Annotated in this window: 27 protein-coding genes; 17 read left to right on the forward strand and 10 right to left on the reverse strand. The window is 69.5% G+C overall.

All coding sequences use genetic code 11. The features are described 5' to 3' along the window. The first annotated feature begins 128 nt into the window (after positions 1-128). The 7 genes from ABZ793_RS18700 (at position 129) to ABZ793_RS18730 (ending at position 10069) form a co-directional block, all read left to right on the forward strand. A complete protein-coding gene (locus ABZ793_RS18700; protein WP_357458638.1) occupies positions 129-1373 on the forward strand; it encodes an extracellular solute-binding protein in 1245 nt (414 codons plus the stop codon). After that, on the forward strand, positions 1352-2302 hold the full coding sequence (locus ABZ793_RS18705) for a sugar ABC transporter permease (protein ID WP_357458640.1): 951 nt from the start codon (positions 1352-1354) through the stop codon (positions 2300-2302). Before ABZ793_RS18700 ends, ABZ793_RS18705 begins: the two co-directional genes overlap by 22 nt. Then, the gene (locus ABZ793_RS18710) at positions 2303-3205 is read left to right on the forward strand and encodes a carbohydrate ABC transporter permease (protein ID WP_357458642.1); all 903 of its coding nucleotides are present in this window, start codon (positions 2303-2305) and stop codon (positions 3203-3205) included. Then, positions 3202-4137 carry a BadF/BadG/BcrA/BcrD ATPase family protein gene (locus ABZ793_RS18715; RefSeq protein ID WP_357458645.1) on the forward strand — a complete coding sequence of 312 codons (936 nt, stop codon included), beginning with the start codon at positions 3202-3204 and terminating at the stop codon, positions 4135-4137. Before ABZ793_RS18710 ends, ABZ793_RS18715 begins: the two co-directional genes overlap by 4 nt. A gap of 14 nt (positions 4138-4151) precedes the next feature. After that, positions 4152-5378 (forward strand): hypothetical protein, encoded by a 1227-nt coding sequence (locus ABZ793_RS18720; protein ID WP_357458648.1) that lies wholly within the window; start codon positions 4152-4154, stop codon positions 5376-5378. Next, positions 5371-6120 (forward strand): SIS domain-containing protein, encoded by a 750-nt coding sequence (locus tag ABZ793_RS18725; protein WP_357458650.1) that lies wholly within the window; start codon positions 5371-5373, stop codon positions 6118-6120. The genes ABZ793_RS18720 and ABZ793_RS18725 overlap by 8 nt, the downstream gene beginning before the upstream one ends. Positions 6121-6601: 481 nt before the next feature. Continuing rightward, positions 6602-10069 carry a LamG-like jellyroll fold domain-containing protein gene (locus tag ABZ793_RS18730; protein ID WP_357458653.1) on the forward strand — a complete coding sequence of 1156 codons (3468 nt, stop codon included), beginning with the start codon at positions 6602-6604 and terminating at the stop codon, positions 10067-10069. Positions 10070-10221: 152 nt separating this feature from the next. Here ABZ793_RS18730 and ABZ793_RS18735 read toward each other — a convergent pair whose 3' ends face one another. After that, the gene (locus tag ABZ793_RS18735) at positions 10222-10539 is read right to left on the reverse strand and encodes a hypothetical protein (protein ID WP_357458807.1); all 318 of its coding nucleotides are present in this window, start codon (positions 10537-10539) and stop codon (positions 10222-10224) included. A gap of 312 nt (positions 10540-10851) precedes the next feature. Here ABZ793_RS18735 and ABZ793_RS18740 point away from each other — a divergent pair, with 312 nt between their 5' ends. The 3 genes from ABZ793_RS18740 (at position 10852) to ABZ793_RS18750 (ending at position 14952) form a co-directional block, all read left to right on the forward strand. Continuing rightward, positions 10852-13701: a beta-N-acetylglucosaminidase domain-containing protein gene (locus tag ABZ793_RS18740; protein WP_357458655.1), complete on the forward strand. Its 2850-nt coding sequence runs from the start codon at positions 10852-10854 to the stop codon at positions 13699-13701. A gap of 249 nt (positions 13702-13950) precedes the next feature. Beyond that, complete coding sequence (locus tag ABZ793_RS18745) at positions 13951-14304, forward strand: hypothetical protein (RefSeq protein ID WP_357458657.1); 354 nt, start codon at positions 13951-13953, stop codon at positions 14302-14304. A gap of 180 nt (positions 14305-14484) precedes the next feature. After that, complete coding sequence (locus tag ABZ793_RS18750) at positions 14485-14952, forward strand: nucleoside deaminase (protein ID WP_357458660.1); 468 nt, start codon at positions 14485-14487, stop codon at positions 14950-14952. Between the two features lie 92 nt (positions 14953-15044). On the opposite strand, the gene ABZ793_RS18755 is transcribed toward ABZ793_RS18750, so the two are convergent. Next, entirely contained in the window at positions 15045-16082 is a 1038-nt protein-coding gene (locus ABZ793_RS18755) for a hypothetical protein (RefSeq protein ID WP_357458662.1), read from the reverse strand. 85 nt (positions 16083-16167) lie between these two features. On the opposite strand from ABZ793_RS18755, the gene ABZ793_RS18760 reads away from it, so the two are divergent. From ABZ793_RS18760 to ABZ793_RS18770, 3 genes are all read left to right on the forward strand, one after another. After that, complete coding sequence (locus ABZ793_RS18760) at positions 16168-16593, forward strand: VOC family protein (protein WP_357458664.1); 426 nt, start codon at positions 16168-16170, stop codon at positions 16591-16593. A gap of 179 nt (positions 16594-16772) precedes the next feature. Next, a complete protein-coding gene (locus tag ABZ793_RS18765) occupies positions 16773-17180 on the forward strand; it encodes a YciI family protein (protein WP_357458667.1) in 408 nt (135 codons plus the stop codon). 4 nt (positions 17181-17184) lie between these two features. Then, positions 17185-18330 carry a DUF6596 domain-containing protein gene (locus ABZ793_RS18770; protein ID WP_357458670.1) on the forward strand — a complete coding sequence of 382 codons (1146 nt, stop codon included), beginning with the start codon at positions 17185-17187 and terminating at the stop codon, positions 18328-18330. 147 nt (positions 18331-18477) lie between these two features. Here ABZ793_RS18770 and ABZ793_RS18775 read toward each other — a convergent pair whose 3' ends face one another. Then, the gene (locus ABZ793_RS18775) at positions 18478-18741 is read right to left on the reverse strand and encodes a type B 50S ribosomal protein L31 (protein WP_357458673.1); all 264 of its coding nucleotides are present in this window, start codon (positions 18739-18741) and stop codon (positions 18478-18480) included. Continuing rightward, on the reverse strand, positions 18738-20054 hold the full coding sequence (locus tag ABZ793_RS18780; RefSeq protein WP_357458676.1) for a GTP-binding protein: 1317 nt from the start codon (positions 20052-20054) through the stop codon (positions 18738-18740). Before ABZ793_RS18780 ends, ABZ793_RS18775 begins: the two co-directional genes overlap by 4 nt. Positions 20055-20289: 235 nt before the next feature. Between ABZ793_RS18780 and rpmB the strand changes: the two genes are divergently transcribed. The 3 genes from rpmB to rpsN are packed head-to-tail and all read left to right on the forward strand — an operon-like array spanning position 20290 to position 21000. Next, the gene (rpmB, locus tag ABZ793_RS18785; protein WP_357458679.1) at positions 20290-20526 is read left to right on the forward strand and encodes a 50S ribosomal protein L28; all 237 of its coding nucleotides are present in this window, start codon (positions 20290-20292) and stop codon (positions 20524-20526) included. Beyond that, positions 20526-20693: a 50S ribosomal protein L33 gene (gene rpmG, locus ABZ793_RS18790; RefSeq protein WP_357458682.1), complete on the forward strand. Its 168-nt coding sequence runs from the start codon at positions 20526-20528 to the stop codon at positions 20691-20693. Before rpmB ends, rpmG begins: the two co-directional genes overlap by 1 nt. A gap of 1 nt (position 20694) precedes the next feature. Next, positions 20695-21000 carry a 30S ribosomal protein S14 gene (gene rpsN, locus ABZ793_RS18795; RefSeq protein WP_357458684.1) on the forward strand — a complete coding sequence of 102 codons (306 nt, stop codon included), beginning with the start codon at positions 20695-20697 and terminating at the stop codon, positions 20998-21000. A 397-nt stretch (positions 21001-21397) separates the two neighbouring features. Here rpsN and ABZ793_RS18800 read toward each other — a convergent pair whose 3' ends face one another. Together ABZ793_RS18800 and ABZ793_RS18805 are read right to left on the reverse strand one after the other, a co-directional pair. Further along, positions 21398-22186: an ABC transporter permease subunit gene (locus ABZ793_RS18800; RefSeq protein WP_357458687.1), complete on the reverse strand. Its 789-nt coding sequence runs from the start codon at positions 22184-22186 to the stop codon at positions 21398-21400. After that, positions 22179-23105, reverse strand: coding sequence for an ABC transporter ATP-binding protein (locus ABZ793_RS18805; protein ID WP_357458690.1), 927 nt, complete (start codon positions 23103-23105; stop codon positions 22179-22181). The genes ABZ793_RS18800 and ABZ793_RS18805 overlap by 8 nt, the downstream gene beginning before the upstream one ends. A 62-nt stretch (positions 23106-23167) precedes the next feature. Between ABZ793_RS18805 and ABZ793_RS18810 the strand changes: the two genes are divergently transcribed. Continuing rightward, a complete protein-coding gene (locus tag ABZ793_RS18810; protein ID WP_357458693.1) occupies positions 23168-23644 on the forward strand; it encodes a MarR family transcriptional regulator in 477 nt (158 codons plus the stop codon). A 158-nt stretch (positions 23645-23802) separates the two neighbouring features. Here the strand turns inward: ABZ793_RS18810 and ABZ793_RS18815 are convergent, their stop codons facing one another. The 4 genes from ABZ793_RS18815 to ABZ793_RS18830 all read right to left on the reverse strand — a co-directional run bounded on the left by ABZ793_RS18815 (position 23803) and on the right by ABZ793_RS18830 (position 26140). Then, positions 23803-24093 (reverse strand): sulfurtransferase TusA family protein, encoded by a 291-nt coding sequence (locus tag ABZ793_RS18815; RefSeq protein ID WP_357458695.1) that lies wholly within the window; start codon positions 24091-24093, stop codon positions 23803-23805. Next, positions 24090-24293, reverse strand: coding sequence for a hypothetical protein (locus ABZ793_RS18820; RefSeq protein ID WP_357458697.1), 204 nt, complete (start codon positions 24291-24293; stop codon positions 24090-24092). Before ABZ793_RS18820 ends, ABZ793_RS18815 begins: the two co-directional genes overlap by 4 nt. A 201-nt stretch (positions 24294-24494) precedes the next feature. Further along, entirely contained in the window at positions 24495-25577 is a 1083-nt protein-coding gene (locus ABZ793_RS18825; protein WP_357458699.1) for a hypothetical protein, read from the reverse strand. After that, positions 25574-26140 carry an RNA polymerase sigma factor gene (locus ABZ793_RS18830; RefSeq protein ID WP_357458701.1) on the reverse strand — a complete coding sequence of 189 codons (567 nt, stop codon included), beginning with the start codon at positions 26138-26140 and terminating at the stop codon, positions 25574-25576. The genes ABZ793_RS18825 and ABZ793_RS18830 overlap by 4 nt, the downstream gene beginning before the upstream one ends. Between the last annotated feature and the right edge of the window lie 87 nt (positions 26141-26227).

The following is a 26227-nucleotide window of genomic DNA, read 5'->3' on the forward strand; positions in this document are numbered from 1 at the left end:
GACATCGACGCAACCCGTTGACCTCCGGTCTATACCAGTATTACGCTCGGCGCGTCCGCCAAGTTTGGAGGGTGGCGGCCACGACGATCGGAGACGAGATGCCCAGAAGATTCGGTGTCATAGGGGTGGTGGCGACACTCGCCGTCACCCTTGCCGCCTGCGCGCCGGGCGACAGCGGGGACGGTGGTGGCGACGCCGTCAACCTGAAGGTCTGGGGCTGGCGGCAGGAGGACGTCGCCGCGTACAAGAAAATCTTCCAGATCTACGAGAAGGCCCACCCGGGCGTGACCGTGGAGTACGTCCCCTACAAGAACACCGAGTACGACACGATCCTCAAGACCGGGCTCACCGACGCCAACGGCCCCGACGTCGCGCAGTTGCGCTCCTACGGACTGCTCCAGCCGCTGGTCGGCTCCGGCAGCCTGGTGCCCCTCGACGACCAGGTCGACAAGCTGAGCGGATTCCCGAAGCCGATCCTCGACGGCGCTAAGGGCGAGAAGGACGGGCGCGTCTACGGCGTTCCGTTCGCGATCCAGACGCTGCACGTCATCTACAACAAAAAGGTCTTCGCCGACAACGGCATCGCCGCCCCCACCACCTGGGCGGACATGATCGCGGGCTTCGACAAGCTCAGCAAGGCCGGCGTCACCCCGCTGGCGAACACCGTCACCGACAAGTGGATGCTGCCGATCGAGCAGGAGATCTTCGGAGCCACCACGTACGGCGGCCCCGACTACCTCACCAAGATGCTCAACGGCTCGGCGAAGTTCACCGACGCGCCCTGGGTGAAGTCGCTCGAGACCTGGAAGAGCACCCAGAAGTACTGGCCGGCGCAGGCGTCCGGGGTGAACTACAGCGACGCGCAGGCCCTCTTCACCTCCGGCCGGGCCGCCATGTTCCCTGGTGGCGTCTGGGAGCTCGCCGGGTTCAAGAAGGCCAACCCCCAGCTCGACATGGGCATCTTCAACGTGCCGCCGGCGCCCGGCGCGGCGATCGACAAGACGCTGGTGCCCGGCTACGTCGACGGGTCGTTCGGCGTCTCGGCGAAATCCCGCCACCGGGACGCGGCGCTGGACCTCGTGCGGTGGATGGCGACGGAGGAGTTCGGCAAGGCGCTGTCCAACGAGCTTCAGCAGATCTCCCCGGTACCGGGCGTCGAGCCGCAGGACGAACTCCTGGCGCAGGCACTCAAGGGGTACCAGGCGAACCCCAGCCCGTACGTCACCTACGCGTACTTCTCCGGCGGCACACCCACCGCCTGGGACCTCGCCTCCGAGGCGTTCTCCGACTACGTCCTGGGCCGAAGCAACGCCGCCGACGCGGCCGCACACATCCAACGAGGGGTCGATCAGTGGTTCCGGCCCAAGAACTGACGGTCCGTCCTGCCCGGCGGTCACGCCGCCGGGCAGGACGGGTCTCGGCAGGGTGGATCACGTCGTTCTGCCTGCCGGCGTTCGCGCTCTACGGGCTGTTCCTCGTGGTGCCGCTCGTCACCGCCTTCTACTACGGGCTGTTCCGCTGGGACGGCATCCGCCAGGGGGAGTTCGTCGGGATCGGCAACTACCGGGAGATCCTCACCCGCTACCCGCTGAGCGACGAGATCCCCGCCGCGCTCGGACACAACGTGCTCTTCTTCGTCGGCACAATGGCGATCCAGAACACCATCGGGCTCGGCCTGGCGGTGCTCCTGCACCGCAACCCCTGGGGCAAGCGGCTGTTCCAGACGCTCTTCTCGCTCCCGTACCTGATCAGCCCGCTTATCGTCGGGTACATCTGGTCGTTGTTGCTGAGCCCCACCTTCGGCCCGATCAACTTCGCGCTCAGTGCGGTCGGTCTGGACGCCTGGGCGCGCCCGTGGCTCGGCGAACCGGACCTCGCCCTGCCGGTACTGATCCTGGTCAACGCCTGGCAGTGGATCGGCGGACCGATGCTCATCTTCGGCGCCGCCCTGGCCGGTATCCCCAAGGAGCTGGAGGAGGCGGCCGCGATGGACGGCGCGTCAGCGACCCGGGCGTTCTGGAGCATCCGGTTCCCACTTCTGATGCCGGCGGTCGGAGTGATCACCGTGTTGACGTTCATCGGATGCTTCAACATCTTCGACCTCGTCTACGCGCTCGGCGGTTCCGACGGCGGACCCGGCGGCGCCATGGACGTGCTGGGCCTTCTCTACTACCGGACCGCCTTCCAGGGCGGTAGCAACGCGATCGGAGAGTCGTCGGCGTTGGCCATGCTGATCTTCGTGCTCATTTTCGGCGTCTCCCTGGCCCTGGAGCGGGCGCTGCGCCGTCGGGAGGTCCACTAGATGGGTACCACCACCCTTCGCGCCGCCCCCCGCCGGGCATGGAAGGTCAGAGCCGAGACCGTACGTCCGCGCGGCACCCGTCAGCGTTCGCTGTTGCACGGCGCAGGCAGCCAGCTCCTCCTGTGGACGTACGCCGCGATCGCCTTCGGCCCGCTGCTGCTGGTGCTGATCGGCTCGCTCCGGCCCAACGCGGAGATCCTCCGCGCGCCGGTCGGCCTGCCCAGCTCGTTCGACCTGAGCAACTACACCCGCGCGTGGCAGACCGCGTCGATCTCGACGTACTTCGTCAACTCCGTCAGCGTCACCTGTGCTTCGGTGGCATTGTGCGTCAGCGTGTCGGCGATGGCCGCCTACGCCCTGGCCAGGTGGAAGTTCCGGGGCCGCGCCCTGCTGGCGGCGTTCTTCCTGTCCGGGTTGATGATTCCTGCGAAACTCGGCCTGCTGCCGGTGTTCTACATGTTCCAGTCGATGGGTCTGATCGACAGCCGGATCGGGCTGGTGCTGCTCTACGCGGCGAGCGGAATCCCGTTCTCGGTCTTCGTGATCATGGGCTTCATGCGGGGACTGCCCGGTGAGCTGGAGGAGGCCGCGCGGATCGACGGGGCGAACGAGGGCCGGCTGTTCGTGTCGGTCGTCCTGCCCCTGATGCGGCCGGCGCTCGCGGTGGCAACCGTCTTCCAGTTCGCGCCGACCTGGAACGATTTCTTCTACCCGTTGGTACTGCTGCGCAGCGGCGACAAGTACACCATTCCGGTCGGGCTGACCCGGTTCTTCGGCGAGTTCGCCGCCGACCGCGGCACCCTGTTCGCCGGACTCGTGATCGCCCTGGTGCCGCTGGCGGTGGTGTTCGCACTCGCGACCAAGCAGATTGTCGCAGGGCTGACCGCAGGGATGTCGCGATGACCACGACGATCACCATCGACGGCGGCAAGTCGGAACTTCGGCTGCTGCTGCGTACCCCGGCGGGCCGCCGGCTCGGCGTCGGCCCGGGCTTCTCCTACCAGCCGCACGAGGATGGCGTCGAACGGATCCTGGCCGCCGTTCGTGGCGCCGCGGCGACGATCTCCCTTCCCGCACAGGTGGCCGGCGTGGTGGCCGGCCTGACCGGCGTGCCGGGGGAGCACGCTGAACGCCGGCGTCTCGCACTCGCCCTCGAGCGGCAGTTCGGCGGCCGGGCCGTGGTCGTGGAGGACAGCGTCCTCGCGCACGCCGGCGCTCTCGGCCGTCCCGGCGTACTGCTGTGTGTCGGGACCGGGACGACCGTGCTCGCGGTGGACGCCGACGGCGACCACGCCCGGCTCGACGGATGGGGTCCCCACCTCGGCGACCGGGGCAGCGCGTACGCCATCGGACTGGCCGGAATGCGCGCCGCGACCGCGTCGCACGACCAGGTCGGGCCGGCAACGGTACTGGCCGACCGTCTCGTCGTCGCGCTCGGCGGCATCGACCTGGCGTCACTGCAGCGTTACTACCGGGACCCCGCCATGGTCGCCCGTACCGCGGCCTTCGCCCGCGACGTGCTCGACGCGGCCGCGCAGGCCGACCCGGTGGCGGGGCGGATCTGCGCCCAGGCCGCAGCCGATCTCGCGGATGCGGCGCAGGTGGCAGCCGTCCGGCTCGGCCTCAGCGGGGCAGCCCGGCGGGTGTCCTTCAGCGGACGGCTGCTAGCCCCGGGGAACGCGCTCCACCAGGCGCTGGTGGCTGAACTCGAGGCCAGGGAGCTGTCCCTGGTCACACCCAGAGCGGAGCCGCTCGATGGCGGTCCGGCGCTGCTGAGCGGTGTCGCCCCCTACGCACGCCTGCTGGCGAGCCACGGAACCGGTGGCGACGCATGAGGGTCGGACACGGGGTGGTGCGGCTCGAGGTCGTGCCCGGAGAACCCATGGGTGGCTACGCCGACCGCTCCGACGGCGTCCAGAACGTGCTCGACCCGCTGGAGGTTCATGCCGTCACGTTCGCCGACGACGGCCACCGGTTCGCGCTGGTGGTCGCGGATCTGATCTGCGTCAACGTCGATGTCGTCGAGCGGATCCGGAGCGCCATGCGGGACGTCGGTGTGCAGTCCTGCTGGGTCGCCGCCACCCACACCCACGCGAGTCCCGAGGCGGGCTGCAGCCCCGGCGGCGAGGCCACGCCACGGCACCTCGCCGACCGGCTCGAAGCCGCAGCGCTGGCGGCCGTACGGTCCGCCATGAAGTCCGAGCGCGCCGCCAGACTCGGCTGTGTCCGCACACTGGTTCCCAAGCTGGCGGGTCACCGTAACGTCGCCGACGCGGGCCCGCTGGACATTCCGGTCGACACCCTCACGGTCACCGCGGGTGCTGACGTGGTGGGGCTGGTCGTGATCTCTCCCGTCCACCCGACCATCCTTCCCGCCGACAACAACCATGTGAGCGCGGACCTGAACGGCGGCATCCGCCGGGCGCTGACCGCACCAGGCAGGTGGGTGGTCGTCGCCACCGGTGCCGCCGGCGACATCAGTACCCGGCAAACCCGTCAGGGGCGGGGGCTTGACGAGGTGGATCGGCTCGGGGCCTGGTTGGCCGACCGGGTCCTACCGGTGCCGCCGCACGTCGGCGGGGGCACCCCGACGCCGGTACGGCCGCCGATCTCGCGAACCGTCACGCTCGCCCCCAAACAGCCGGCGGAACTCGACGTAGCCCTGCGGCAGTCGCCGCCGCCGGTCGGCAAGGACGAACGCATCCGCTGGGTCCTGCAACAGGGAAGGCGGATCGCGGAGGAGCAGGCGGCCCGCCGTCGCACCGAACCGTACGTCATCGACGTGGAGGCGGTGGACCTCGACGGGGTCACGGTCGTGGCCGTTCCCGGCGAGCTGTTCCTGGAGCTGGGCGAAACGATTCGTTCGGCAGCGCCCGACCAGGTGGGGGACATAGTGGTCCTCGGCTATGCGAACGGCTACCTCGGCTACCTACCCGCCCGCGACACGCAACCCTGCTACGAAACCTATGTCAGTCCGGTCACCTCGGGCAGCGGCGAGATCGTCGTCGAGGCTGCCGTCGAAGCCGCCGTCGAAGCCGTCGGCGACCGTGAACCCTCCAGGAGGATCAGTGCCTGAGCCGGCCTATGCCACCATCGCCCGGAACGCACTCGAACAGGTTCTGGCCACGGAACTCGACGCCATCGAGGCCGCAGCCGGGCTCGTCGCCGGTGCCATCGCCGCCGATGGCGTCCTACAGGCGTTCGGGACCGGCCACTCGCGGATCGTCACCCTCGAACTCGCCGGACGTGCCGGTGGGCTCGCCGCCGTCAGCATGCTGGCGGTCAAGGATCTCGTGATGTTCGGCGGTGCCGACCCGGGGCCGATCCTCGACCCGACGTACGAGCGCGAGTCCGGTCTCGCCGAGCGGATCTACCGCCTCGCCGCACCCTCCGAGCACGATGCCTTCCTCATCGTCTCCAACTCCGGCATCAACGCCGCCGTCATCGAGATGGCGACGCTGGCCCGCGAGCGTTCCCATCCGATCGTGGCGGTCACCTCACTGGCACACACGCGCTCGGCCGGTGCACGTTCCACCCAGGGACCGCATCTCGCTGACCTGGCGGATGTGGTGATCGACAACCACGCGCCCGCAGGGGACGCGGCACTGGAGATCACCCCAGGAGTTCGGACAGGGGCGGTTTCGTCGTTCACCGGAGTCCTCATCGCGCAGCTCCTCACCGAACTGGTCTGCCGCCGGCTGTTGGCCCGCGACATCGACCCGCCCGTCCACGTATCCGCGAATCTTGCTCAGGGCGACGCGCACAATCGCGGCCTCTATGAGCGGTACCGCGATCAGGTCCGGCCGATCGAACCCTGATCCGCCCCGGACGAAGGCTTCCAGGCCGACGATGGCTACCTCGCCTGCCCAAATCACCGGAAAGTCCTAGTTGAGTCGGCCCTGGAGCGCGGTGCCTGCGTTGCCGCTGGTCCGTTTCTCCAGGCCGCTCGCCGAACCCGCCGTGTGCGTCTCCGCGCAGCGGGCTCTCCACGGTTGCTGTCGTCAGGTGTTGTCGGGTGCAGGACAGGGATCCAGTTCCAGCGGCCGGTGTGGGCCGGCTCCCGGCGATCGCCTACCGCCCTTACGTCAGCTCGCGGCCGACCTGGGACTGGCCGTCGGCACGGTTTCACACGCATCTTGACCTCTGGTCTATACCAGTATTAGCGTCTGCCTCATCTGCCCGAACGCGCGGGTGGCCCCTGGGCACTGAGTGCACGCCCGCCAGCCCGCGTCGCGGTTACCGACTCGATGAGGAGCAGGGCTGATGGCTGCTAGACAAAGTACGAACCGATGGACATGCATGGCTGCACTCCTGGTGGCTTGTCTCGCGGCCGGGGGAGTCGTCCTGGCGCCGGTTACGGCAGCGGCGCCGGCTTCACCCCGGGCTGCGTCCGGGCCGTCAGCTGAAGACGCCATGCCTGACGGGCCAATCGGTCGTCCAGACCAGCCGGCGTTCCCCGACGGATACGTCCAGCGCGTCCAGGCGGCCCTGCGGCAAGGGGCCGACACGTGGGGCGAGCAGCTCATGGCGCTGCCTGACGGCCCGACGATGGCAAACATGCGGGACCTTCTCGTACCGGCCAACCACGGCGACGACTTCTGGCACGACACCCGGTGGAACAACCTTCCATTGACATACCCGATGCCGGACCTCAAGAACTTCAGCGCGCAACGGGACTTCAGCTTCCACTTCACCGACGGCAGCCAGATCAATTCGGACTTCGCCGACGGGCGGACTCGGCAGTGGGTCAAGTTCTACGTCGGCGACGGGACCGAGCTCTACGGGTCGGCCGAGACCAGGCTTGACGAGCCGACGCTCGCCGATGGCTACCAGCCGGTGCTGCAGAACCGCTACACCGACCGCCAGGGGCGGACCTACGAACGGGAGTCCTACGTCACCCGGTTCTCCGGTTCCGCTCGGCTCATGAGCATGATCCGCTTCATCGTCCGGCCGGGGAACTCCGGCCAGACGTCGGCCACGCTCCGCGTCAACCTGAACGGCATGTACGTCGCCGGGGCCGTGGCTGCCGAGAACAACCTCAAGGTGGGCGACAAGCTCGCGCTCGCCTACAGCGGCCAGGCTGCGTGGAGCGCACCGGATCTGACCTACACCCTCGACCTCAGCAAGGGCCCGGCGGAGGTCCACCTGCTCATGATGAACCAGCCCCAGGCCCTCGGGACGGTCGTCATGGACAAGAGCGGATACGACGCCAGGCGGGCACAGATGATCGCCTACTGGAAGGGCCAGCTCGACACCGGGAGTGGGGTGCAGATTCCGGAGAAGTACGCCGCCGACGCCATGCGGTCCATGCTGCTGGCCAACCTCGTCATGGGCTACAACCTCACGATCGGCAACGGCTACGAGCTGCCCGACGACCCGAAGTTCGCATGGATCCCCGAGGTGGTGGCCACGGTGGGGTCGCTCGGCGACTTCGGCTACGCGCCGCGCACCCGGCAGACGATGGAGGAGTTCCTCGTCCGGGGGCAGTACCTTGACGGATTCACGACCTGGGAGCGGGGCATCAAGCTCCAGGCGGCCGCGAGGTACCACCTCCAGACCGGGGACTCCGGACTCATCACGGCCCACCTGGCCACCTTCAAGGCGTGGCTCAACGACATCGCGGCCCAGCGGAGCAACGACCCCAACGGGCTGCTCGCCAAGACGAGCCTCTATTCCGACAACAGCGCACGGGCTCACGGCATCCACCACCAGGCAGACGTGTGGCGCGGCCTGCGCGACATGGGTGTCGTCCTGCGTCTCATCGGCCACCCCGACGACGCGGCCGCCTTCACCGCACAGGCAGACGGGCTACGCGCCGCGACCCTCGCCGCGATCGACCGGAGCAAGACCCAGTTGCCCGACGGCTCGGTCTTCGTGCCCGTTGCGCTGCTCGAGCCGAACGACTTCGACCCAGCCGGGATGATCACGAACTCACCGCAGGGCAGCTACTGGAACCTCATCATGCCGTACGCCCTGGGCAGCGGCTTGATCGATCTCAACAGCCCTATCGGGCAGGGGTTGACGACCTTCCTCAACAAGCACGGCGCCACATTCCTCGGGCTCACCCGGTTCAATCTCAGCGGTGAGCCGGTCGAGGCGTGCCAGACCCGCCCTGCTGGCCCGTGGCCCGCAGCGGACGGTTACCGCTCGAGCGGCGTCGACCAGCAGTACGGCTGGTCCTACCTCAAGTACCTCGACCAGATCGGTGATGCCGATCGGATCGGGCTGACGTTCTACGGCATGCTCGCCCAGGGCTTCACCCGCAACACCTTCATCGGGGGCGAGGGCGAAACCGTCGCGCCGTGCCCGATGGAGTACTACCGCTCCCAGTTCCGGGCACCCCTGTCACCGAACAACGCCACGTACCTCAAGGCGCTGCGGGGGATGCTCGTCAACGAGACCCTCGACGCCGCGGGTGTGCCGACCGAGCTCGACCTAGCGCCGGCAACGCCCAAGCCGTGGCTGTCCGACGGCCAGACGGTCGGGGTCACCAAACTGCCGACCTTGTTCGGCCCGGTGACCTACTCCATCACCTCGGCCGTTGCCCGGGGCACGATCGAAGCCACGGTGACGCCCCCGCCCACCGCGGCGGGTCGCCCCGGGCTCCAGCAGGTCAAGCTGCACCTACGACTGCCGGCCGGCTACCGGCTGGAGGCCGCGACCGCCAACGGCGCGGCAGTCGCCGTCGAGGGCGACGCCGTGACGGTACCGGGCACAGGGACGACGACCGTTCGAGCTACGGTGTCGCGCGTTCAGGTGGGCCAACTGTCCCGGGCGCAGGTCGTTGCGACCGAACTGGCGACCATGGTTGCCCCGGGGACGACGACTAATCTCGGGATGCTCGTCGAAATGTCCGGGACCGCAGTCGTCCAGGGCCGGATCTCGGTGGACCTTCCGAACGGATGGACGCCACCGTCCGAGCAGATCCTGTTCACCCGCAACGCCAAGAACGGGCTCGCTTGGCAGCAGGTCCGCACGCGTGTCTCGGTCCCGGAGAATGCGGCGCCGGGTGACTACCGGATCGTCATGACCGCCCGCCCGGATGGCGGGGAGCCGAGGGCGTTCACCACGACCGTGACGGTGGCCAGGCCGGCTCCAGGGACCTACGCCGACATGGTGCGGGCCGACGGCGCCGTCGGTTACTGGCGGCTCGACGACAGCGAGGCGACAGTGCTCGACAGCTCCGGACACGGCAACAACGGCGTCGTCCGGGGATCCGTGATCCAGGGCCAGCCGGGGCCGCTGGCCGATGGGAACAGCCGGTCGATGAGCCTTGAGGGCGGCTACATCGAGGTACCCGACTCGGCAAGCCTGAGCCTGACCGGCCCCTATGCCCTGGAGGCATGGGTCTACGTCCGGGAGGGCGGCGACCAGGGCGTGCTGGAGAAGTACGACTCGCCCGCCCGTAACGGGTACCTCCTGCGCCTGGGTGCGAAGAACCGGCCGGCGGCGATGAACCTCTCGGACTCCCTGTCCACCACCGGTCCGGTCGGTGCCCCCGTGCTGCAGTGGGGCTGGCACCACCTGGTGTCCGTCTTCGACGGCTCGACGCTCAAGGTCTATCTCGACGGCACCGAGCGCGCGTCTGTGCCGATCGGCCGGGTGCCGACCGACGGGGCTGCCTCGCTGAAGATCGGGGCACGAGGGGATGACGCGGCAAACCGCTTCGGCGGATGGATGTCCGAGGTCGCCGTCTATGATCGCGCGCTCACCCCGGACAAGGTGAAGGCCCACTACGTCAAGGGTGTGACGGTGGTGAGACGGTGAAGCCTGTTGATCAGCCGACTTCGGTCGTACTGTCCTAGCGGCGGATCTGGTGGCCCGCAGGGCCGGCACCCACCCTTCGGGTCGGCCGATGGCGGCCCGGATCGCGTCCCGGATCGGTTCGGTGGTCGCCACCCCCACCGAGAAGAAGGTGTTCATGCCGTGCTGGGCAACGATCGGATGCGCGTTAGGAGGCCGTACATGCAGCCGGCCGAGTCCGACTGGATGGGGATCTCGGTGCCGTACTGGTGCGCGTCCGGGATCTGCGCGAAGGCGGCGTCGAGGACGGTGATGTGATCCGCGGTGGTGGTCGACCCGGCCCGACCCCGGCGCAACAGTCCGGACAGCGCCTCTCGGGTGTTGTCCAGGAAGCACAACAACGGGCGGTAGCGGTAAGGCCGGTCCGGGGCGCCCTGCAGCGGTGCCGCTGTGGGTTTCCCCGGACCGCCTTCCGGCCCTGCCGTGGCGGGCATCCCGGCCACGACAGGGGCGAAGCAGGTGGGACAGGTCCACGGTTGTCAAGCCGATGTGCCGACGTGCACGTGAGCGGGCCCGCCACTCGGTGAGACGGCGTGACCGCGGATCCAAATTAATTCAAAATCATGATTATCGGCTTGGTTGGAGCCATTGACGAAGCTCGCTGGTCTAGGCCAGTATCTCACAAGCCGATGCGTGCCTGCCGCGCCACGGCCTCCAGTCACGATCCTCAAGTTCCTAGGAGTACGTCCATGCGAAACGGCTACCCTCGGGGACGCTGGCGATTCCCACGCACAGTGGCCGGCTGGGTGCTCGCCTCGCTGATCGGCGCGGTCGGGCTGTTGGGCTCACCGTCCACGGCCAGCGGCGCTGCAGCCACCCCGACTCTCAATCCACAGCCACGGGAGCTGTCCGTCACCGGGACCCCGCTTGACCTGCCGGTCGCTGTGACAATCGTCCGTGGCGCGGCCGCGGACCAGCCGGCCGTTGACGCCGTGGTGGCCGCTTTCGCCGCGTACGACACCAGGGTCACCCTCACCGAGACCGATCCGGGTGCCGGGACAACCGTCTACGTCGGGGGAGCGCGGGAGACGCCCGCTAGCGCGGCGGCCCTGAACGCAATCGGTGTCCCCACCCCGAGCACCCTGCCGGATCAGGGTTATCTGCTCGCCACCGGAACGGACTCCGGCGGTAGGCAGCGGGTCGTGCTCTCCGGCGGCGACAAGGTGGGCACCTTCTACGCCGCCCAGACCCTGAGGCAGCTCCTGACGTCGGATTCCTCTGGCGCGGAGATTGCGCGGGTCACGATCAAGGACTGGCCGACCTTCTCGTTCCGCGGTGGTATGGACTCGGCCAACCCGCCACCACCAGGGGTGGCCTTGTGGACGAAAGCTGACCGGCTGGAACAGGTGGAGCTCCTCGCCCGCAACAAGATGAACCGCTTCTTCTACGGGCCCGCGGCGGACCCGCGCACGGGCGGCAGCGGCAGCAACAACTGGCGGACCCCGTACACGGACGCCGAACTTGGCGACCTTCAGGAAGTCGTCACCAAGGCCAACAGCCTGCACGTCGCGTTCGTATACCGGATCTCACCCGAGATGCCACTTGACCAGGCCAACGGCATCTGCCACTCGTCCGCCACGGAGCGCAGAACGCTGCTCTCCCGGCTCGACCAGCTGCGCCAGATCGGAGTCAGGCACTTCGTCATCGCCTGGGACGACGTCTTCCCGACACGGCCGTTCTCCTGCTCCACCGACACCAGCACATATGGAACCGGGGTCACGGCGTGGGCCCGGGCGCAGGCCGACGTCACGAATTTCGTCCAGGCGCAGTTCATCAGCACCCACGCCGACATGGGCCAGCTGTACACCGTCAGCAGCGAGTACGCCGGGACGGCGGTCAGCAGCTACCGCACCGAGTTCGACACTCGGCTCGGCACCGAGGTGGGCGTGTACTGGACCGGACCCGAGGTGCTGTCTCCGCGTATCACCAAGAAGGATCTCGACGACGCACAGTTGGCGTTCCCCCGGCACCGCCTCGCCATCTGGGACAACTTCCCGGTCAACGACCAGGTCTGGGACCGGCTCCAGATGGGCCCGCTGGCCGGGCGCGAGCCCGCGCTCGCGGCTGCTCCAGGAATCCTGTTCAACGAGATGACCCAGCAGGGCCCCTCTCAGCTGCCCCTGCTCACCGCCGCCGACTTCGCCTGGAATCCGGCGCAGTACCAGCCAGAGAACTCCTGGTCCCGCGCCATCAACACCCTCGGTGGGCCGAAGGCCAGCCAGCTCCGAACCTTCGCCGAAGTCAACCGCTCGTCCGTCATCGACCACACCGACTCGGTGGCGCTGGCAGCCGCCATCAGAAGCTTCCGCGACGCCCTCCGCACCGGAACCGGGGTGGACGGCGCCGCCGCCGCACTCAAACAGAGGCTCTCTGATCTCAAGACGGCGAGTACGGACCTGCAGACCATGCAAAGCAGCCTGACAACCCAGGCGAAGCCATGGCTACAGCAGACGGTGCGCCTCGTGGACGCGGCGACCCGCGCCGTGGATCTCCTGACCGCCGAGCGCGCCGGACAGGCCACCGTCGCGAAGGACCTTCGCCAGGAGATCCGTAACCTCCTTCCCGCCATCGCCGCCCACCCCGAGTCGGTGGCACACGGCGTCCTCCACCCCTTGGTGACCTTCGCGCTGCGCCGGGGCATCGACCGGGTGGATCTGAGCGGAGACGGGCGCTCCGATGTCCTGGCCGTGACGGGAAACGGCACACTGAACGCGTACGAGAACCTGCGCACCACGGTGAACTGGCCGGAATTGGGTGCTACCCAGACGGTCGGGAAGGGATGGTCGGCCTCGCAGCTGCCCATCATCGGCGATCTTGACGGTGACCGGCTCGCGGACCTGCTCACGGTGACCAGCACCGGAGCCTTGATGCAGTTCAGGAACACCGGGTCCTTCACGGGTGGCATGTTCGCCGCAGGCGTCCAGGTCGGCGCTGGCTGGCAGGGGGCGTTGGCGGTGCACCTGGCCGACGTCGATGACGACGGGCGCGCCGACCTGCTGGGGGTGTTCCCGGACGGCACGCTCAAGGCATTCCGCAACACCGGCATGAACAACGGTGCGGTCACCTGGGGTCCGGCCGTCTCGGTCGGCCAGGGATGGAGCACCGCGGAGCTTCCCTTCGTCGGTGACCTCACGGGTGACGGAAGAGCCGACCTGATGTCCATCAAGCCGGATGGATCGCTGTGGCACTTCCTGAACACGGGCAGCTTCAGCGGAGGTATGTTCGCCGCCGGTCAACGGGTCGGTGGGGGCTGGACCGGTCACCTGGCCATGCACGTCGTCGACCTCGACGGTGACGGACCTGCGGATGTGCTCGGCGTGCTAGCGGACGGGACGCTTGCCGCCTTCCGCAACCAGGGTGTGACGAACGGCCTGGTCAGCTTCGGGCCCCGAGTGTCGGTGGGCCAGGGTTGGAACGCCAACATGCTGCCCTACCCGACCGACCTGAGCGGGGACGGCCGCGCCGACCTGGTCTCGATCAACGGTGAGGGCCGGCTCATCACGAACATCAATGCGGGTCGTTTCACGAGCGGATTGATGTTCCCGACGGCGGCAGCACACGGCCCAGGATGGGGAGGGACCATTTTCCTTCGCTGACGGGGCCGCCCCAGTTGGCCATCGGCCGACAATGCCGACGAGTTCCCATGTGGTGGCGCGGCACCGGCTGGCCGGGGTGGCGGGGTACAGCTCGAGCGAGCTGTACCCGCAGTCGACAGAAGGAGCAGATAGCCTAGAAGACGAGGTGTCCGGTCTCAGGGGCGCTTCGCGCGGTCGCTTCGCTTACCGTCACGGCCACGCTGCCGCGCCGCTGCGGCGCGGGTTGAGCCTGGCTGGCACACTCGCCGCATGACAAGACCCACCATCCGGGCCGAAGTCGAGTCGGGTGCCACGTACGACGACCCGGCCGAGGAACTGCTGCTGGATCTCGCCGAGCGGGTCCACTCGACGGGCGAGGAGTTTTTGGTCGTCCATCGCACTGACGCCCCCGACGGGCAGACCTACATCCAGTGCGCCGAGATCAGGGACGACGACGGGATGTGGCGTCTGGTCGTCGAGTACCGCGACGGCGGGCCGGACCGCCACTTCCGGGCGTACGCCGACGAACTGGACGTGCTCCAGTCGGTCATCACCGGTTGGGCGGCCGGCCGGCCCGACTGGCGCGGCGGCCTCGAATGGGAGCGGCTCACGTTCGATCAATGAGACGCCCTCGAACCCGACACAACCGGACCATTCAAGGACGCGTGGCGGCTGCGGCAACACGCAATCATCGCTATCCTGTCGCGGCAGCCGACCGGCTGACCTCCATCGCCAGCAGCGAAGCCACGTGAAGCAGTGCCTTGGCAGCGGCGGTTGACTCCCGGGAGACCCATGGTGCGCGACATGGAACTGCGGCATCTCCGCCGCTGTATCGAGTTGGCCGTCGAGGCTCTGGAAGAGGGCGACGAGCCGTTCGGCTCGGTGCTGGTCGACGCCGACGGCACCGTCCTCGCCGAGGACCGCAACCGGGTGGCGGGCGGCGACCGGACCCGCCACCCGGAGTTCGAGCTGGCCCGCTGGGCCGCGGCGAACATGTCCCCTGAACAACGAGCGCAGGCGACCGTCTTCACCTCCGGCGAGCACTGCCCCATGTGTGCTGCGGCGCACGGCTGGGTGGGTCTCGGCCGGATCGTGTACGTGGCTTCTTCCGAGCAGTTGGCGGGCTGGCTGACCGAGATGAACGTGCCCCCGCCACCCGTGCGGTCTCTGCCGATCCGGGACATCGCTCCCCACGTCGTGGTGGAAGGGCCCGTGCCTGACCTCGCCGCGGCGGTGCGTGACCTTCACCGCCGCTACTACGGCGCACGCTGAGGCGCGTCTCCACCCGATGCCGCCGCAGCGCGGCCGGCCGCCCTGGGCCGTGACCCGGACAGCGGTTTCGGCGTGCCGCGGGCCGGCTCTGGTCAGCTGCGACGGAACCAGGGGGCGGCGGTGGTGTCGTTCTTGTAGAAGCTGATCAGCGCCTGGGCGACCTTTCTCCGGCCGGAGGTGCTGGGGTGCACGCCGTCGCTCTGGTAGTCAGCGCAGGACCACTCCAGCCCGTCGCTGCGCCCCGGCACGCCGCCCACCACGTCGTCCGCGCCGAGCCCGTCCGCCCACAGATACGGGGCCCAGGCCAGCCATGGAGCCGGGGCGTCGCTGCCGGCGTACGCCAGTCGAGGATCTCCGGCGATCTGGTCCTCGATCAGCCACTTGACGGCAAACGCCTGCTCGTAGGCGCCGGTGCCGCGGGTCGGGGTGGAGTAGTCACCGTAGGTGCGGCTGGACAGGTGGACGATTCGCAGGTTCGGGTACTTGCTCCGGGCGATGGTGACGATGCTGCGTAGGGAGTCCCGTAGCTTCTGTGCCCCGCCGGGGAACGCGCCCAGCCCGTCCCCGGCGAACTGCTGCTTCAGCCAGACTGTCTGCACCTGGGCCGGGGTGACCCCGGCCTGCCTCAGCCGATCGTTGAGGATCTGCCAGGTGGTGCTGTTCGGGTCAGCCCAGTCGGTCGCAGCACGCCCGCCCTGGGCTCCGTCGACCATCACCAACCGGGGGTTGATGGTGGTGTCACCTGCCGCCGCCTGCATGAACGCCTGGAACTCCTGGGTGGTGTTCGACATGCCGATCGAGGCGAAAACGATCCGGCCGTCGGTCGGGTCGGCGGCGCCCGCCGCGTTGCGCGGGACGACCTGGGTGGCCGCCAGGGACCGCCCCGCCGAGTCGTGCGCGGCCGGGCGGACGTTGACGCCACCGGGGTAGAGACCGCCCTGCGCGCCGAGGTACGTGCCGGTACGCAGGTCCGGCAGCGGCGTGCGACCGGTGTGGGTACGCGTGCAGTCGGATGCCTGGGCAGCGGTGGGTGGACCGGCAACCGCCAGTCCGGCCGCCAGCACCAGGATGCCCACGGCCGCCGGCATCGATCGGCCGCGTGGCCGGTCATGCCACGAGATGAGTCTCATCCGCTCCTCCAGGCTCGACAGCGAACGGCGACGACGCTTCCGGCCTGCACAGTATATGGAGATTCATCGATTGAATAGTGGCGCGGTGGAGCGGACACGGCTCAGCCTCCACCCGCCGTTGCGGGTGGGTGAGAATGACGGCATGCCGAGCCGTCTCACCGTCATCGCCATCGACGCCATCCGACCACGACTGATCGCCGACTTCTGGTGCTCGGTTCTCGGCTGGCAGGTTGTTGAGGAGGATGGCGAGGTGATCACCATCGCGGCCTCCGACCGTTCCTGGCCGATGATCGACGTGGCGGCTGTCCCCGAGGGCAAGGTGATCAAGAACCGGTTGCATTTCGACCTGCGGGCCGACGGCGTGTCCACCGCGGAGGAGCTTGACCGGTTGCTCGCCCTCGGTGCGCGACGCGTCGACGTGGGACAGCCCTCCGACGTGAGCTGGGTCGTGCTTGCTGATCCTGAAGGCAACGAGTTCTGCCTGCTGTCACGCCCTGTCCAGGAGCTCTAGGGCACCTCAGCCCGTCGTCGTCGAGATCGACGGGCTGCTGTGCAAGACCTGTTCCGGGGCCGAGACGACCGCTGCGGAGAGCCGAAAAATTTCGGACGGCGATGTCGAGAACCCGTGGCTGGCTCCGTCCCCGCGGTGAAGGTGACCAGAATGGGTCGCACAGCACCGAGGGGAACACGATGGCCAAGTACTTGCTGCTCAAGCACTACCGCGGCGCTCCGGCTGCGGTCAACGACGTGCCCATGGACCAGTGGACGCCGGAGGAGATCTCGGCGCACATGCAGTACATGCACGACTTCGCGGCCCGGCTCGAAAGGACCGGCGAGTTCGTCGACGGTCAGGCGCTCGCCCCGGAGGGGACGTTCGTCCGGTACGACGGTGAGGGTCGCCCGCCGGTCACCGACGGCCCGTTCGCCGAGACCAAGGACCTCATCGCCGGGTGGATGGTGATCGACGTCGACAGCTACGAGCGCGCCATCGAGCTGGCTGGTGAGCTGTCGGCCGCCCCGGGGGCGGGCGGGAAGCCGATCCACGAGTGGCTCGAGGTGCGCCCGTTCCTGGCCGCGCCGCCCACCATCACGGAGTGATCTGATGGACGAGGTTCTGCTCCGGAGCCTCACGCCGCGCGTGCTCGGGATCCTCGTCCGCCGCGGAGCCGACTTCGCGGCGGCCGAGGATGCCGTGCAGGACGCGCTGGTCGAGGCGGTCCGCGTCTGGCCGGCCGACCCGCCGCAGGACCCTAAGGGCTGGCTGGTCACCGTGGCCTGGCGCCGGTTCCTCGACGCGACCCGGGCGGATGTCGCCCGTCGCCGGCGTGAGGACCTCGTCGACGAGGAGCCGGCGCCCGGGCCCGCGCCCGCGGTCGACGACACGCTCCAGCTCTACTTCCTGTGCGCCCATCCGTCACTGACGCCGTCGTCCGCGGTCGCGCTCACGCTGCGCGCCGTCGGTGGGCTGACCACCCGCCAGATCGCCCAGGCATACCTGGTGCCCGAGGCGACCATGGCGCAACGCATCAGCCGGGCCAAGCGCACCGTCTCCGGCGTGCGGTTCAACCAGCCCGGCGACGTCGCCACCGTGCTGCGCGTGCTCTACCTGGTCTTCAACGAGGGCTATTCCGGCGACGTGGACCTCGCCGCCGAGGCCATCCGGCTCACCCGGCAGCTCGCGACCTCGATCGAGCACCCCGAGGTGGCGGGGCTGCTCGCCCTGATGCTGCTGCACCACGCCCGGCGCGCCACCCGGACCGCGCCCGACGGCAGTCTGATGCCACTCGCCGAGCAGGACCGTGGCCGGTGGGACACCACGTCGATCGCGGAGGGCGTCGAGATCCTGCAGGCAGCCCTCGCCCGTGACCGGCTGGGCGAGTTCCAGGCCCAGGCCGCCATCGCGGCACTGCACGCTGACGCACGCACCGCCGAGGAGACCGACTGGGTGCAGATCGTCGAGTGGTACGACGAACTCGCGCGCCTGACCGACAGCCCGGTCGTCCGGCTCAACCGCGCGGTGGCCGTCGGCGAGGCCGACGGACCGCGCGCCGGGCTGGCGGCGCTCGCGGCGCTGGACGACTCACTACCGCGCCACGCCGCGGTGGCGGCGTACCTGCACGAACGCGACGGCGACCTGGCCACGGCGGCACGGCTGTACGTCAAGGCGGCCCAGAAGGCCCCCAACCTCGCCGAGCGCGACCACCTGACGCGCCAGGCCGCCCGGCTCAACGCCCGCCGGTGTCGTTGACGGGTCGCGCTCGGATCCCTGCCCGCGGCCAGCCGTTGGTAGCGGTGTGGTCGTCCTTCGACCAATTCCTCCCGGTCCGGCTCGGAGGACGTCGGAATCGATCGTCCTGAGGCGGGGCGGGTGCCGCCCGGTCGATGCGTGCCGTGCTCATCGTGGTTGCTGCCGATCGCGGCGGGCGTACTTGGCGCGGAACTTCTCCACCCGGCCCTCGGTGTCGAGCAGGCGTCGCTTGCCGGTCCAGAAGGGGTGGCTGGCGGAGGAGATCTGCACGTCGATGACGGGGTAGGTATTGCCGTCGGTCCACACGATCGTCTGGTCGCTGGTGGCGGTGGAGCGGGTGAGGAAGGCGAAGTCGGCGGCGCGGTCGCGGTAGACGACGGGGTTGTAGTCGGGGTGGATGCCGGATCTCATGCGGGTTCTCCTTCGGTGTCGGTGTCGGTGTCGGTGTCGGTGTCGGTGTCGGCCGGGTCGAGGTCGGCGAGCGGGAAGCAGCCGGTGAACGGGTCGTCGTAGCCGCGCCAGGCGTCCTCGCCGTCGGCGAGTTCGGCGTCGGTGAGCAGGCAGCCGGTGAGGGTGCGGTGTAGGCCGGCGGGGTCGAGGTCGAGGCCGATGAAGACGAGGTGCTGGTTCCGGTCGCCGTAGTAGGGGTCCCAGTCGATGGCGGCGGCGAGCCGGCGGTGGTCGGACGCCTCGTCCCAGTACGGGTCGGGGAGGGCGGCCAGCCAGCGGCCGAGGGAGCCGAGGCTGAGGCCGCCTCCGGCGAAGTCCCAGGCGATGACGGCGTCCGGTTGGCTGGCCAGCCACAGGTGCCCTCGGGAGCGGATCACCTCGGCGTTGACCTCCTCGAGGGCGTCGTGCAGCCGTCGGGGGTGGAAGGGGCGGCGGGCGCGGAAGACCGCGGACACCACTCCGCAGTCGGGGTGTGGATCGTGCAGGCCGAGGTGGTAGCCCTCCAATCCACGGGTCAGGACGCCGGGGGTCTCGGTGCGGTGTCGGTGGGTGCCACGCAGTTGGCGGGTCAGGGCGGCGGCGTCGATCTGGTCGCCGTCGACGCGAATCTGCGTCGCCCATGGCGCCATGCGCTCCAGCAGCACCGACAGCCGGCTGGTCTCGTACGCACCCTCCCGCGACTGCCCCCACAGGACGAGGGTGTCGACGTACTCGATCTGGCGGACGATGACGTCGGCGAGCCCACGGTCGTCGTTGTCGGCGGCGTGGATGCCGAGAGTCTTGAGTTCGTCGGTGCTGGCCAGCCCGTCGAGCAGGTGCTCCGCGTCGACGATGGTGACGTACGAGTCGACGTGCAGCAGGTCGGTGATCGGCGCGCCGTCGACCAGGCAGTGCGCGCAGACGGCGGCGACGGCTTCCGGCTCGACCACCTCCGGCAGCATCAGCACCAGATCCCGGTGCGGGTGGGCGCGCGCCAGCCGGGCGAGGGTCGGCAGCACGTCCTCGCGCAGGGTGCAGGAGACACAGCCGTGGGCGAGTGCGATGCGCTCGTCCTCGAGTATTCCCTCGCTGTCGCGCACGATCCGGTGGACGGTGCCGGCGCCGAGGCCGGCGAGGTCGTGCCGGACCAGCAGCAACGACGGGTCCGCCGCGAGCAGGCTGCGGGCAACGGCGTACGTGGCGGACGGCCAGAAGCCACTGAGCACGGTCAACGACGGTCGGGCGTCGGACGCCGGAACTCCGGCGTCGGCCGGTGCGAGCGGGGACGTTGACATCGCGGTCCTCTCGACTTAGTTGAAAACGATTGTCATTATAGGCACGTGGTCGACGGCGAGTGGCAGGCGAGGTCTTCTCGCGTGAAAGCGCCGGGGTGGCCCGGCGACGGCGGTGGTGTGGTCGCGGTGCGGGTCCGGTCGAGGTTGTTCGGGCCCCGGGTGGAGGCTGCCCGATCGGCCACGGTAAGAATGAAAACGATTATCGTTACTACGTTTCGTTCCTGAAGGAGTATCTGTGTCCCGTCGCTGTGATGTCACCGGCGCGAAGCCAGGCTTCGGCAACGCCGTGTCCCACTCCCACCGGCGCACCCGCCGCCGATGGAACCCCAACCTGCAGAACCACCGCTACTGGCTGCCCTCCGAGCGACGCTGGGTCCGTCTGACGCTGACCGCCAAGGCGCTGAAGACGGTGGACCGCAAGGGCATCGAGAAGGTCGTCGCGGAGCTGCGCACCCGGGGGGTGACGGTCTGATGGCTCGGCAGACCGACGTCCGCCCGATTGTCCGGCTGCGCAGCACCGTCGGCACCGGCTACACGTACGTCACCCGCAAGAACCGCCGCAACGACCCCGACCGGCTGGTGCTGCGTAAGTACGACCCGGTCGTCCGCCGGCACGTCGAGTTCCGGGAGGCGGGCTGACATGGCCCGCAAGAGCCTCGCCAACCGACAGGCCCGCCGCGCCGACCTCGTCGCTCGCCACGCGCCGTGCCGCGCCGAGCTGAAACGGACCATCGCCTCTCCGGACACCGACCGGGCGGTGCGGGACGACGCCGTTCGCCAACTGGCGCGACTGCCCCGTGACTCCAGCCCGGTGCGGCTGCGCAACCGGGACGTCATCGACGGCCGACCGCGAGGTGTGCTGACCCGCTTCGGGTTGTCGCGGGTGCGGTTCCGGGAGTTGGCGCTGCGGGGCGAGCTGCCGGGGATCCGCAAGGCGTCCTGGTGACGACGCCGCCCACCGCGCCGGCATCCGGGTCGACGAGGTCGGCGCACCCGACGGACGCGGGTGCGAGAAGAGGAATGACCAGGCCGTAGGCCGCGAGACACGGACGGATTTCATCGACTGGGGAGGACCGCCGGCGTGGTGTCCACGCCGGCGGCCCCTCGGTCGCCGGAAGGGTGTCCGGCGGTTGGTCGAGACCATGGCCCAGGAAGGGGAGGGCTTCTTCTCCCTCGACCCGACCTATGCGCCGGAAGGCTAGCGGTTCGGGTCCTCTGGGCAGCGCAGACGTCGTGATCGACATGTTCCGCCCGACCGGTGGGACATCATCGACGCTTGCTGGTCATGCGCCGACCCGTCCCGCCGCCGGATTGCCAGGTCGGCGGGACGGGTGCGGCAGGGGTCAGCTCGTGAGGTCGCGCTGGTTGAACGCGGTGACGGCGACCAGCACGAGTACGGCGATCGTGGCGGAGAGGATGCCGAGGTCGGCCCATTGGAAGCCGTTTCGGAGCGGTTCGTTGCCGATGTAGTAGTGGAACGGGGAGGCGTAGCGGATCGCGTCGGCGCTGATCTGGCCGGCGAAGGTGTTCGCCACGTACCCGAGGACACCGATGCCGGCGCTGCCGCCGAGCGCGGCGGCCCGGCTGCCGGTGGCCGCGCCGATGGTGACGGCGATGGTGCCGAAGAGGGTGGCGAGCAGCGCCAGCGCTGTGCATTGGGCGGCGAACTGGTCCACGCTGATGGTTTCGAGTTGGGCGCTGCCGCGGACGGCGAGCATGGCGAGCAGGACGAGGCCGGCGAGGGTGAAGGCGCCGACGGCGAGCGCGCCGCAGCGGTGCAGCAGGAGCCGGGTACGGCTGACGGGGTGGGCGAGGAGCAGGTCGAGGTAGCCGGCCTCCTCGTCGCCGGCGATGGCCCGAGTGCCGGCAGCGATGCCGTAGCTGACGGCGATCAGGGGGACGATGATGCCGAACACGCTGGAGCCGAGGTAGCCGGCGGCGCTGGCGATGTCTTCCATGTTGAGCGCCTCGCGCAGCACGGGGGAGAAGCCCTCGACGGCTTGGCCCATCGCGCCGTCTGCGACCTGGGGGTAGAAGCCGGCGTACATGGTGCCGACCAGAGCGGTGCCGACGGCGAAGCCTGCGAGGCTGCGGCGGGAGTCCCAGAGGGTCTTGGTCAGGACGTCAGGCATGGCTGGTCTCCTTGGCGCCGGTCTTGGCGGGGTCGGTCTGTCGGTAGTAGGCGAAGAAGAGTTCTTCGAGGTCGGGTTCGCTGGCGCGCAGGCTCGCGACCTGGTGCCGGGCGAGGACCCGGATCAGCGCGTCAGGGCCGGTGGCCAGGGCAAAGCGGGCGCTCGGGCCGTCGACGGTCAGCTCGGAGATCCCGGGCAGTGCGGCGAGGGCCGCCCGGTCGATCGGTCCGGCGAAGGTGATCTCGAAGCGGTGCACGGCGTGGTCGCGGAGCCGGGCGACGGTGTCGAGGGCGACGAGGCGGCCCTCGCGGATGATGCCGACCCTGTCGGCGACCGCTTGGACCTCGGTCATGATGTGCGAGGACATGAAGACGGTCTGTCCGGCGGCTTTGGCCTCGCGGACGAGGTCCAGGAAGGTCTGCTGGACCAGTGGGTCCAGCCCGGAGGTCGGCTCGTCGAGAATCAGCAGGTCGGGCTCGTGCATGAAGGCCTGCACCAGGCCGACCTTCTGCCGGTTGCCCTTGGACAGCGTCTTGATCCGCGCAGACAGGTCCAGATCCAGGCGGGCGGCCAGGTCCGTTATGCGGGTCTTGGGGACCCCGCCCCGCAGGTCGGCCAGGAAGGTCAGGCACTCCCCGACCCGCTGGCGCGGGTTGACCACGAAGTCGCCGGCCAGGTAGCCGATCCGGTGGTGCAGCCCGACCGCGTGCTCGCGCGGGTCGCGGTCGAACAGCCGTGCCCGGCCGCTGGTGGGCCGGATCAGGTCCAGCAGAAGCCGGATGGTGGTCGACTTTCCTGCCCCGTTCGGCCCGAGGTAGCCGAACACCTCGCCCTCGGTCACCGTCAGGTCGAGGTCGACCAACCCGCGGCGAGATCCGTACGTCTTGCTCAGCTTCTCCAGCCGAATCACGTCTCCCATGACGCCGAGAGCAGAAGTTTCAGAAATCTCTGAAGGCTCCGAAGTGTTAAGATCTCGTCAGGATGAGCGACGAGAGGACCCTGATGTCAGCGTTGAGTGATCCCGCGGAGCGCCTTGCCTTGACTCTCACCCAGGGGGGCATGCAGCGGATGACCGCGCGGGTGCTCGCGGCGCTGCTCTTCACCGAACGGGACACACTCACGGCCGGTGAGATCACCGAGTTGCTGACCATCAGCTCCGGCAGCGTCTCGACGGCCCTGAAGTCACTCACCTCGGTCGGGCTGGTCGAGCGGGTGCCCGCCCCTGGCAGTCGTCGGGAGCACTTCCGCTTCCGTGAAGGTGCCTGGGCCATCCTGATGTCGGATCAGAACCAGATGGTGAAGGTGATGCGCGAGGCTGCCGAGCAGGGCATCGCGGTCACGGGTGAGGACAGCGCGGCGCATCGTCGCCTAGTCGAAATGCGCGACTTCTACGACTATCTCTGGCGGGAGCTGCCCGCCCTGATCGACCGGTGGAGAGCGCAGCACTCGATCCACTAGCCGTCGCGGCAACCGACGACAGCGTCGTACGGGCCATCCGGGGGAGCAGATGACCCGCCGTCCCCGCCGATGCTGACCCCGACCGGGCCGGAGATCGCCGAATCGGAGCGGCTCACGCTAGGCGCAGTGAAGTGGGGGGTGAACGCCCCGCAGGCCGGTCAGCGGCAGGTGATCCAGGGCCGCCGCCGGTCGACCGGCGTGGCTGCTGCGGTGACGCGGATCGCGTAGACCGTGCCGGACCCGGACGGTTGGCGGCCGAGCCAGGTGTGGCCGGTCAGGTGGCACCAGGCGGGCAGGTCGATGGGCGCGGCGGGGTCGGTGGCGACGACGTGCACGACGGTGCCCGGCGGGACACCGTCGATTTCCTCTCGCAGGCGGATCAGGAGAGTGACGCAGAGAAGGCCGCTGCCGTCGACGGTGCGGACGGCAGGGTCGGTGGGCGGGCTCATCGGCTCCTCGTGGTGGCGGTGATGACGGGCAGGAGGGCGAGGGACACGAGGCCGCCGACGAGCGCCAGGACCGGACAGCCGGCGGCGGGGACGACCAGGCCGGAGGCCAGGCCGCCCGTGGCGTCGGCGACAGCGATGGACACGTCCATCATGCCCTGGGTCTTGGCCCGGTTGGCCAGGGGCACCGCGTCGGTGACCACCTGCGGTGCCGGCGACGAGGCCGACCTTCCAGCCAGTCCGAGTAGGGCGAGGGCGAGCAGGACTTCCAGGGCCGCACAGCCGTCAAGACCATATTCGGCGCGCCGCCCCAGGGCGCGATGAGACGCGGAGCAGACGCTGGGCGCTGAGGATCCGCTGATCCTCAGCGCCCAGCCCGAGAACTGCTCGGTGGTCCGGGACGGCTACTCGCAGCCCAGGGCATCCTTGTACCCGACGGGCGGGCCTCCGGCGGCCACCTTGTCGGCGGTCTCCCAGAACACCTCCGGCCAGTCACCCTCGTCGTTCATCTGGTGTAGCACCTTCCACTTGTGGCTACTGCGCAGCGCGTCCGCGGCCCGCCGGAGGGCGGCGGCGTCGCCGGCCTCTTTCGCCCGCAGCCATTCGGCGATCCATCCGCAGCCGATCCGGCTGGTCACCTTGGCACCGAACTGGTAGGCGTCGTTGGTGCCGAGGCCGTTCAGCGCGGCGGTGTCGAAGCCTGGAGGGAGCGGCACGTCGGCGAGCACCTTGGCCGCCTGCTCGTTCACCCGCTCGGGTGTGACGATCTCGGCCGGAAGCGCGGCCAGCCAGGTGCGGGCGTCGACGCGGACCACGTCGGCGACAACGCGATCGAACTCGCTCCGCGTCCAGGCGCCGCCGGTACGCAGTTCGACGAAGGAACCGTCGCGGGGACGGAGCATGACGGCGAAGTCGCTCGCGCTGTACCGGAACAGGTCGGCCGGCCAGCCGTCGACCTTCACCGGTTCCGGCTCGCTGACCCGGAGTCGATCCTTGTGGTAGCCGTCGTACTGGGCGGCCGGGTACCAGTTCATCTCCAGTTGCCGTCCGCCGTTGCTGAACGCGATGGTGCCCTCCTTCTCGGCGAACCCGTAGACGGTGGTCGCCTTCCAGCCAGGCTGGTCGATCAGCAGCCGCGGGTTCTCCTCGGCCGCCTTGAGCACCATCGCCGAATACGCGGCCGGGCCCGTCGCTTCGGGGGTGATCGGCGGGGTCGCCGGGCGCCCCTCCGGCTGATCGACTTTCAGGATCGAGACGGCCAGGACGCCGGCGAGCAGGGTGGCCGCGACGCTTGCGCCGGCGAGCCCGCTCATCATGCCGCGGCGCGCCCGGGGGCGCTTGCCGGGCGGCTCGGCGACGGGTCCGAGGGTCGGCACGGACATGATCTCCTCCAACAGGTTCTGCGCGGCCCCGTCGAGGTGCCTGATGACATCGGGCCGGTACGGGTCGGCGTCTCGGACCATCCGGCCGAGGTGCTCGTCGGTCATCTGCCCTCCTCCGAGGCGCGTGCTGCCATGACGTCGAGTACATGTCCGGGCGGGCCGAGGTCGTCACCGACGAGATCTCGCAGTCGGGCCCGGGCACGTGACAGCCGGGTACGGACCGCAGCCGGGCTCACGTGAAGGACCGCAGCGGCCTCGCGCGGCTCCAGGCCCTCCCAGAAGGTCAGCATCAACACCTCGCGATCCAACTCACCCAGACGGGCCAGCGCGGCCTGGACCGTGAGCCGCGCCGGCACCTCGCTGCCCGGGTCGACGGCGGCGGCGACCCGGAGTCGTTGCCGCAACCGTTCACCGAGCCGTTCCCGGCGCACTCCGCCGCGGTGGTGGTTGGCCAGCACCCGACGGGCCACGCCGTACAGCCACAGCCGAACCTCAGCCTCCGGCGGCATGTCACGGCTGCGCCGCCAGGCGACGAGGAACGTCTCGGCGACCACGTCCGCCGCGTCCTCGGGCTGCTCGACGCGCCGCATGGCGTACGCCAGCAGCGGCTCGAAGTTCGCCGCGTAGACGCGTCGGAAGCGGTCCTCGTGCTCAGTCCCCGAACCCACGTCTGTTCCATGTCCGGGCGAGCGCCCATCGTGACAGACCCGACCCGGAAATCGCGGCGCTCGTCGGGCCGGCCTCGGTCCGGGTCC

It is taken from the genome of Micromonospora sp. NPDC047465 (assembly GCF_040643125.1).
GTDB lineage: Bacteria > Actinomycetota > Actinomycetes > Mycobacteriales > Micromonosporaceae > Micromonospora.

Excerpts from the sequence above, each read along its gene's own strand:
- ABZ793_RS18730 (WP_357458653.1), top strand. The coding sequence starts at position 6,602 with ATGGCTGCACTCCTGGTGGCTTGTCTCGCGGCCGGGGGAGTCGTCCTG.
- ABZ793_RS18745 (WP_357458657.1), top strand. The coding sequence starts at position 13,951 with ATGACAAGACCCACCATCCGGGCCGAAGTCGAGTCGGGTGCCACGTAC.
- ABZ793_RS18805 (WP_357458690.1), bottom strand. The coding sequence starts at position 23,105 with ATGGGAGACGTGATTCGGCTGGAGAAGCTGAGCAAGACGTACGGATCT.
- ABZ793_RS18780 (WP_357458676.1), bottom strand. The coding sequence starts at position 20,054 with ATGTCAACGTCCCCGCTCGCACCGGCCGACGCCGGAGTTCCGGCGTCC.
- ABZ793_RS18715 (WP_357458645.1), top strand. The coding sequence starts at position 3,202 with ATGACCACGACGATCACCATCGACGGCGGCAAGTCGGAACTTCGGCTG.
- ABZ793_RS18750 (WP_357458660.1), top strand. The coding sequence starts at position 14,485 with ATGGAACTGCGGCATCTCCGCCGCTGTATCGAGTTGGCCGTCGAGGCT.
- ABZ793_RS18735 (WP_357458807.1), bottom strand. The coding sequence starts at position 10,539 with ATGCCCGCCACGGCAGGGCCGGAAGGCGGTCCGGGGAAACCCACAGCG.
- ABZ793_RS18770 (WP_357458670.1), top strand. The coding sequence starts at position 17,185 with ATGGACGAGGTTCTGCTCCGGAGCCTCACGCCGCGCGTGCTCGGGATC.
- ABZ793_RS18815 (WP_357458695.1), bottom strand. The coding sequence starts at position 24,093 with ATGAGCCCGCCCACCGACCCTGCCGTCCGCACCGTCGACGGCAGCGGC.
- ABZ793_RS18765 (WP_357458667.1), top strand. The coding sequence starts at position 16,773 with ATGGCCAAGTACTTGCTGCTCAAGCACTACCGCGGCGCTCCGGCTGCG.
- ABZ793_RS18710 (WP_357458642.1), top strand. The coding sequence starts at position 2,303 with ATGGGTACCACCACCCTTCGCGCCGCCCCCCGCCGGGCATGGAAGGTC.
- ABZ793_RS18810 (WP_357458693.1), top strand. The coding sequence starts at position 23,168 with ATGAGCGACGAGAGGACCCTGATGTCAGCGTTGAGTGATCCCGCGGAG.
- rpsN (WP_357458684.1), top strand. The coding sequence starts at position 20,695 with ATGGCCCGCAAGAGCCTCGCCAACCGACAGGCCCGCCGCGCCGACCTC.
- ABZ793_RS18800 (WP_357458687.1), bottom strand. The coding sequence starts at position 22,186 with ATGCCTGACGTCCTGACCAAGACCCTCTGGGACTCCCGCCGCAGCCTC.
- ABZ793_RS18825 (WP_357458699.1), bottom strand. The coding sequence starts at position 25,577 with ATGACCGACGAGCACCTCGGCCGGATGGTCCGAGACGCCGACCCGTAC.
- ABZ793_RS18775 (WP_357458673.1), bottom strand. The coding sequence starts at position 18,741 with ATGAGATCCGGCATCCACCCCGACTACAACCCCGTCGTCTACCGCGAC.
- ABZ793_RS18755 (WP_357458662.1), bottom strand. The coding sequence starts at position 16,082 with ATGAGACTCATCTCGTGGCATGACCGGCCACGCGGCCGATCGATGCCG.
- rpmG (WP_357458682.1), top strand. The coding sequence starts at position 20,526 with ATGGCTCGGCAGACCGACGTCCGCCCGATTGTCCGGCTGCGCAGCACC.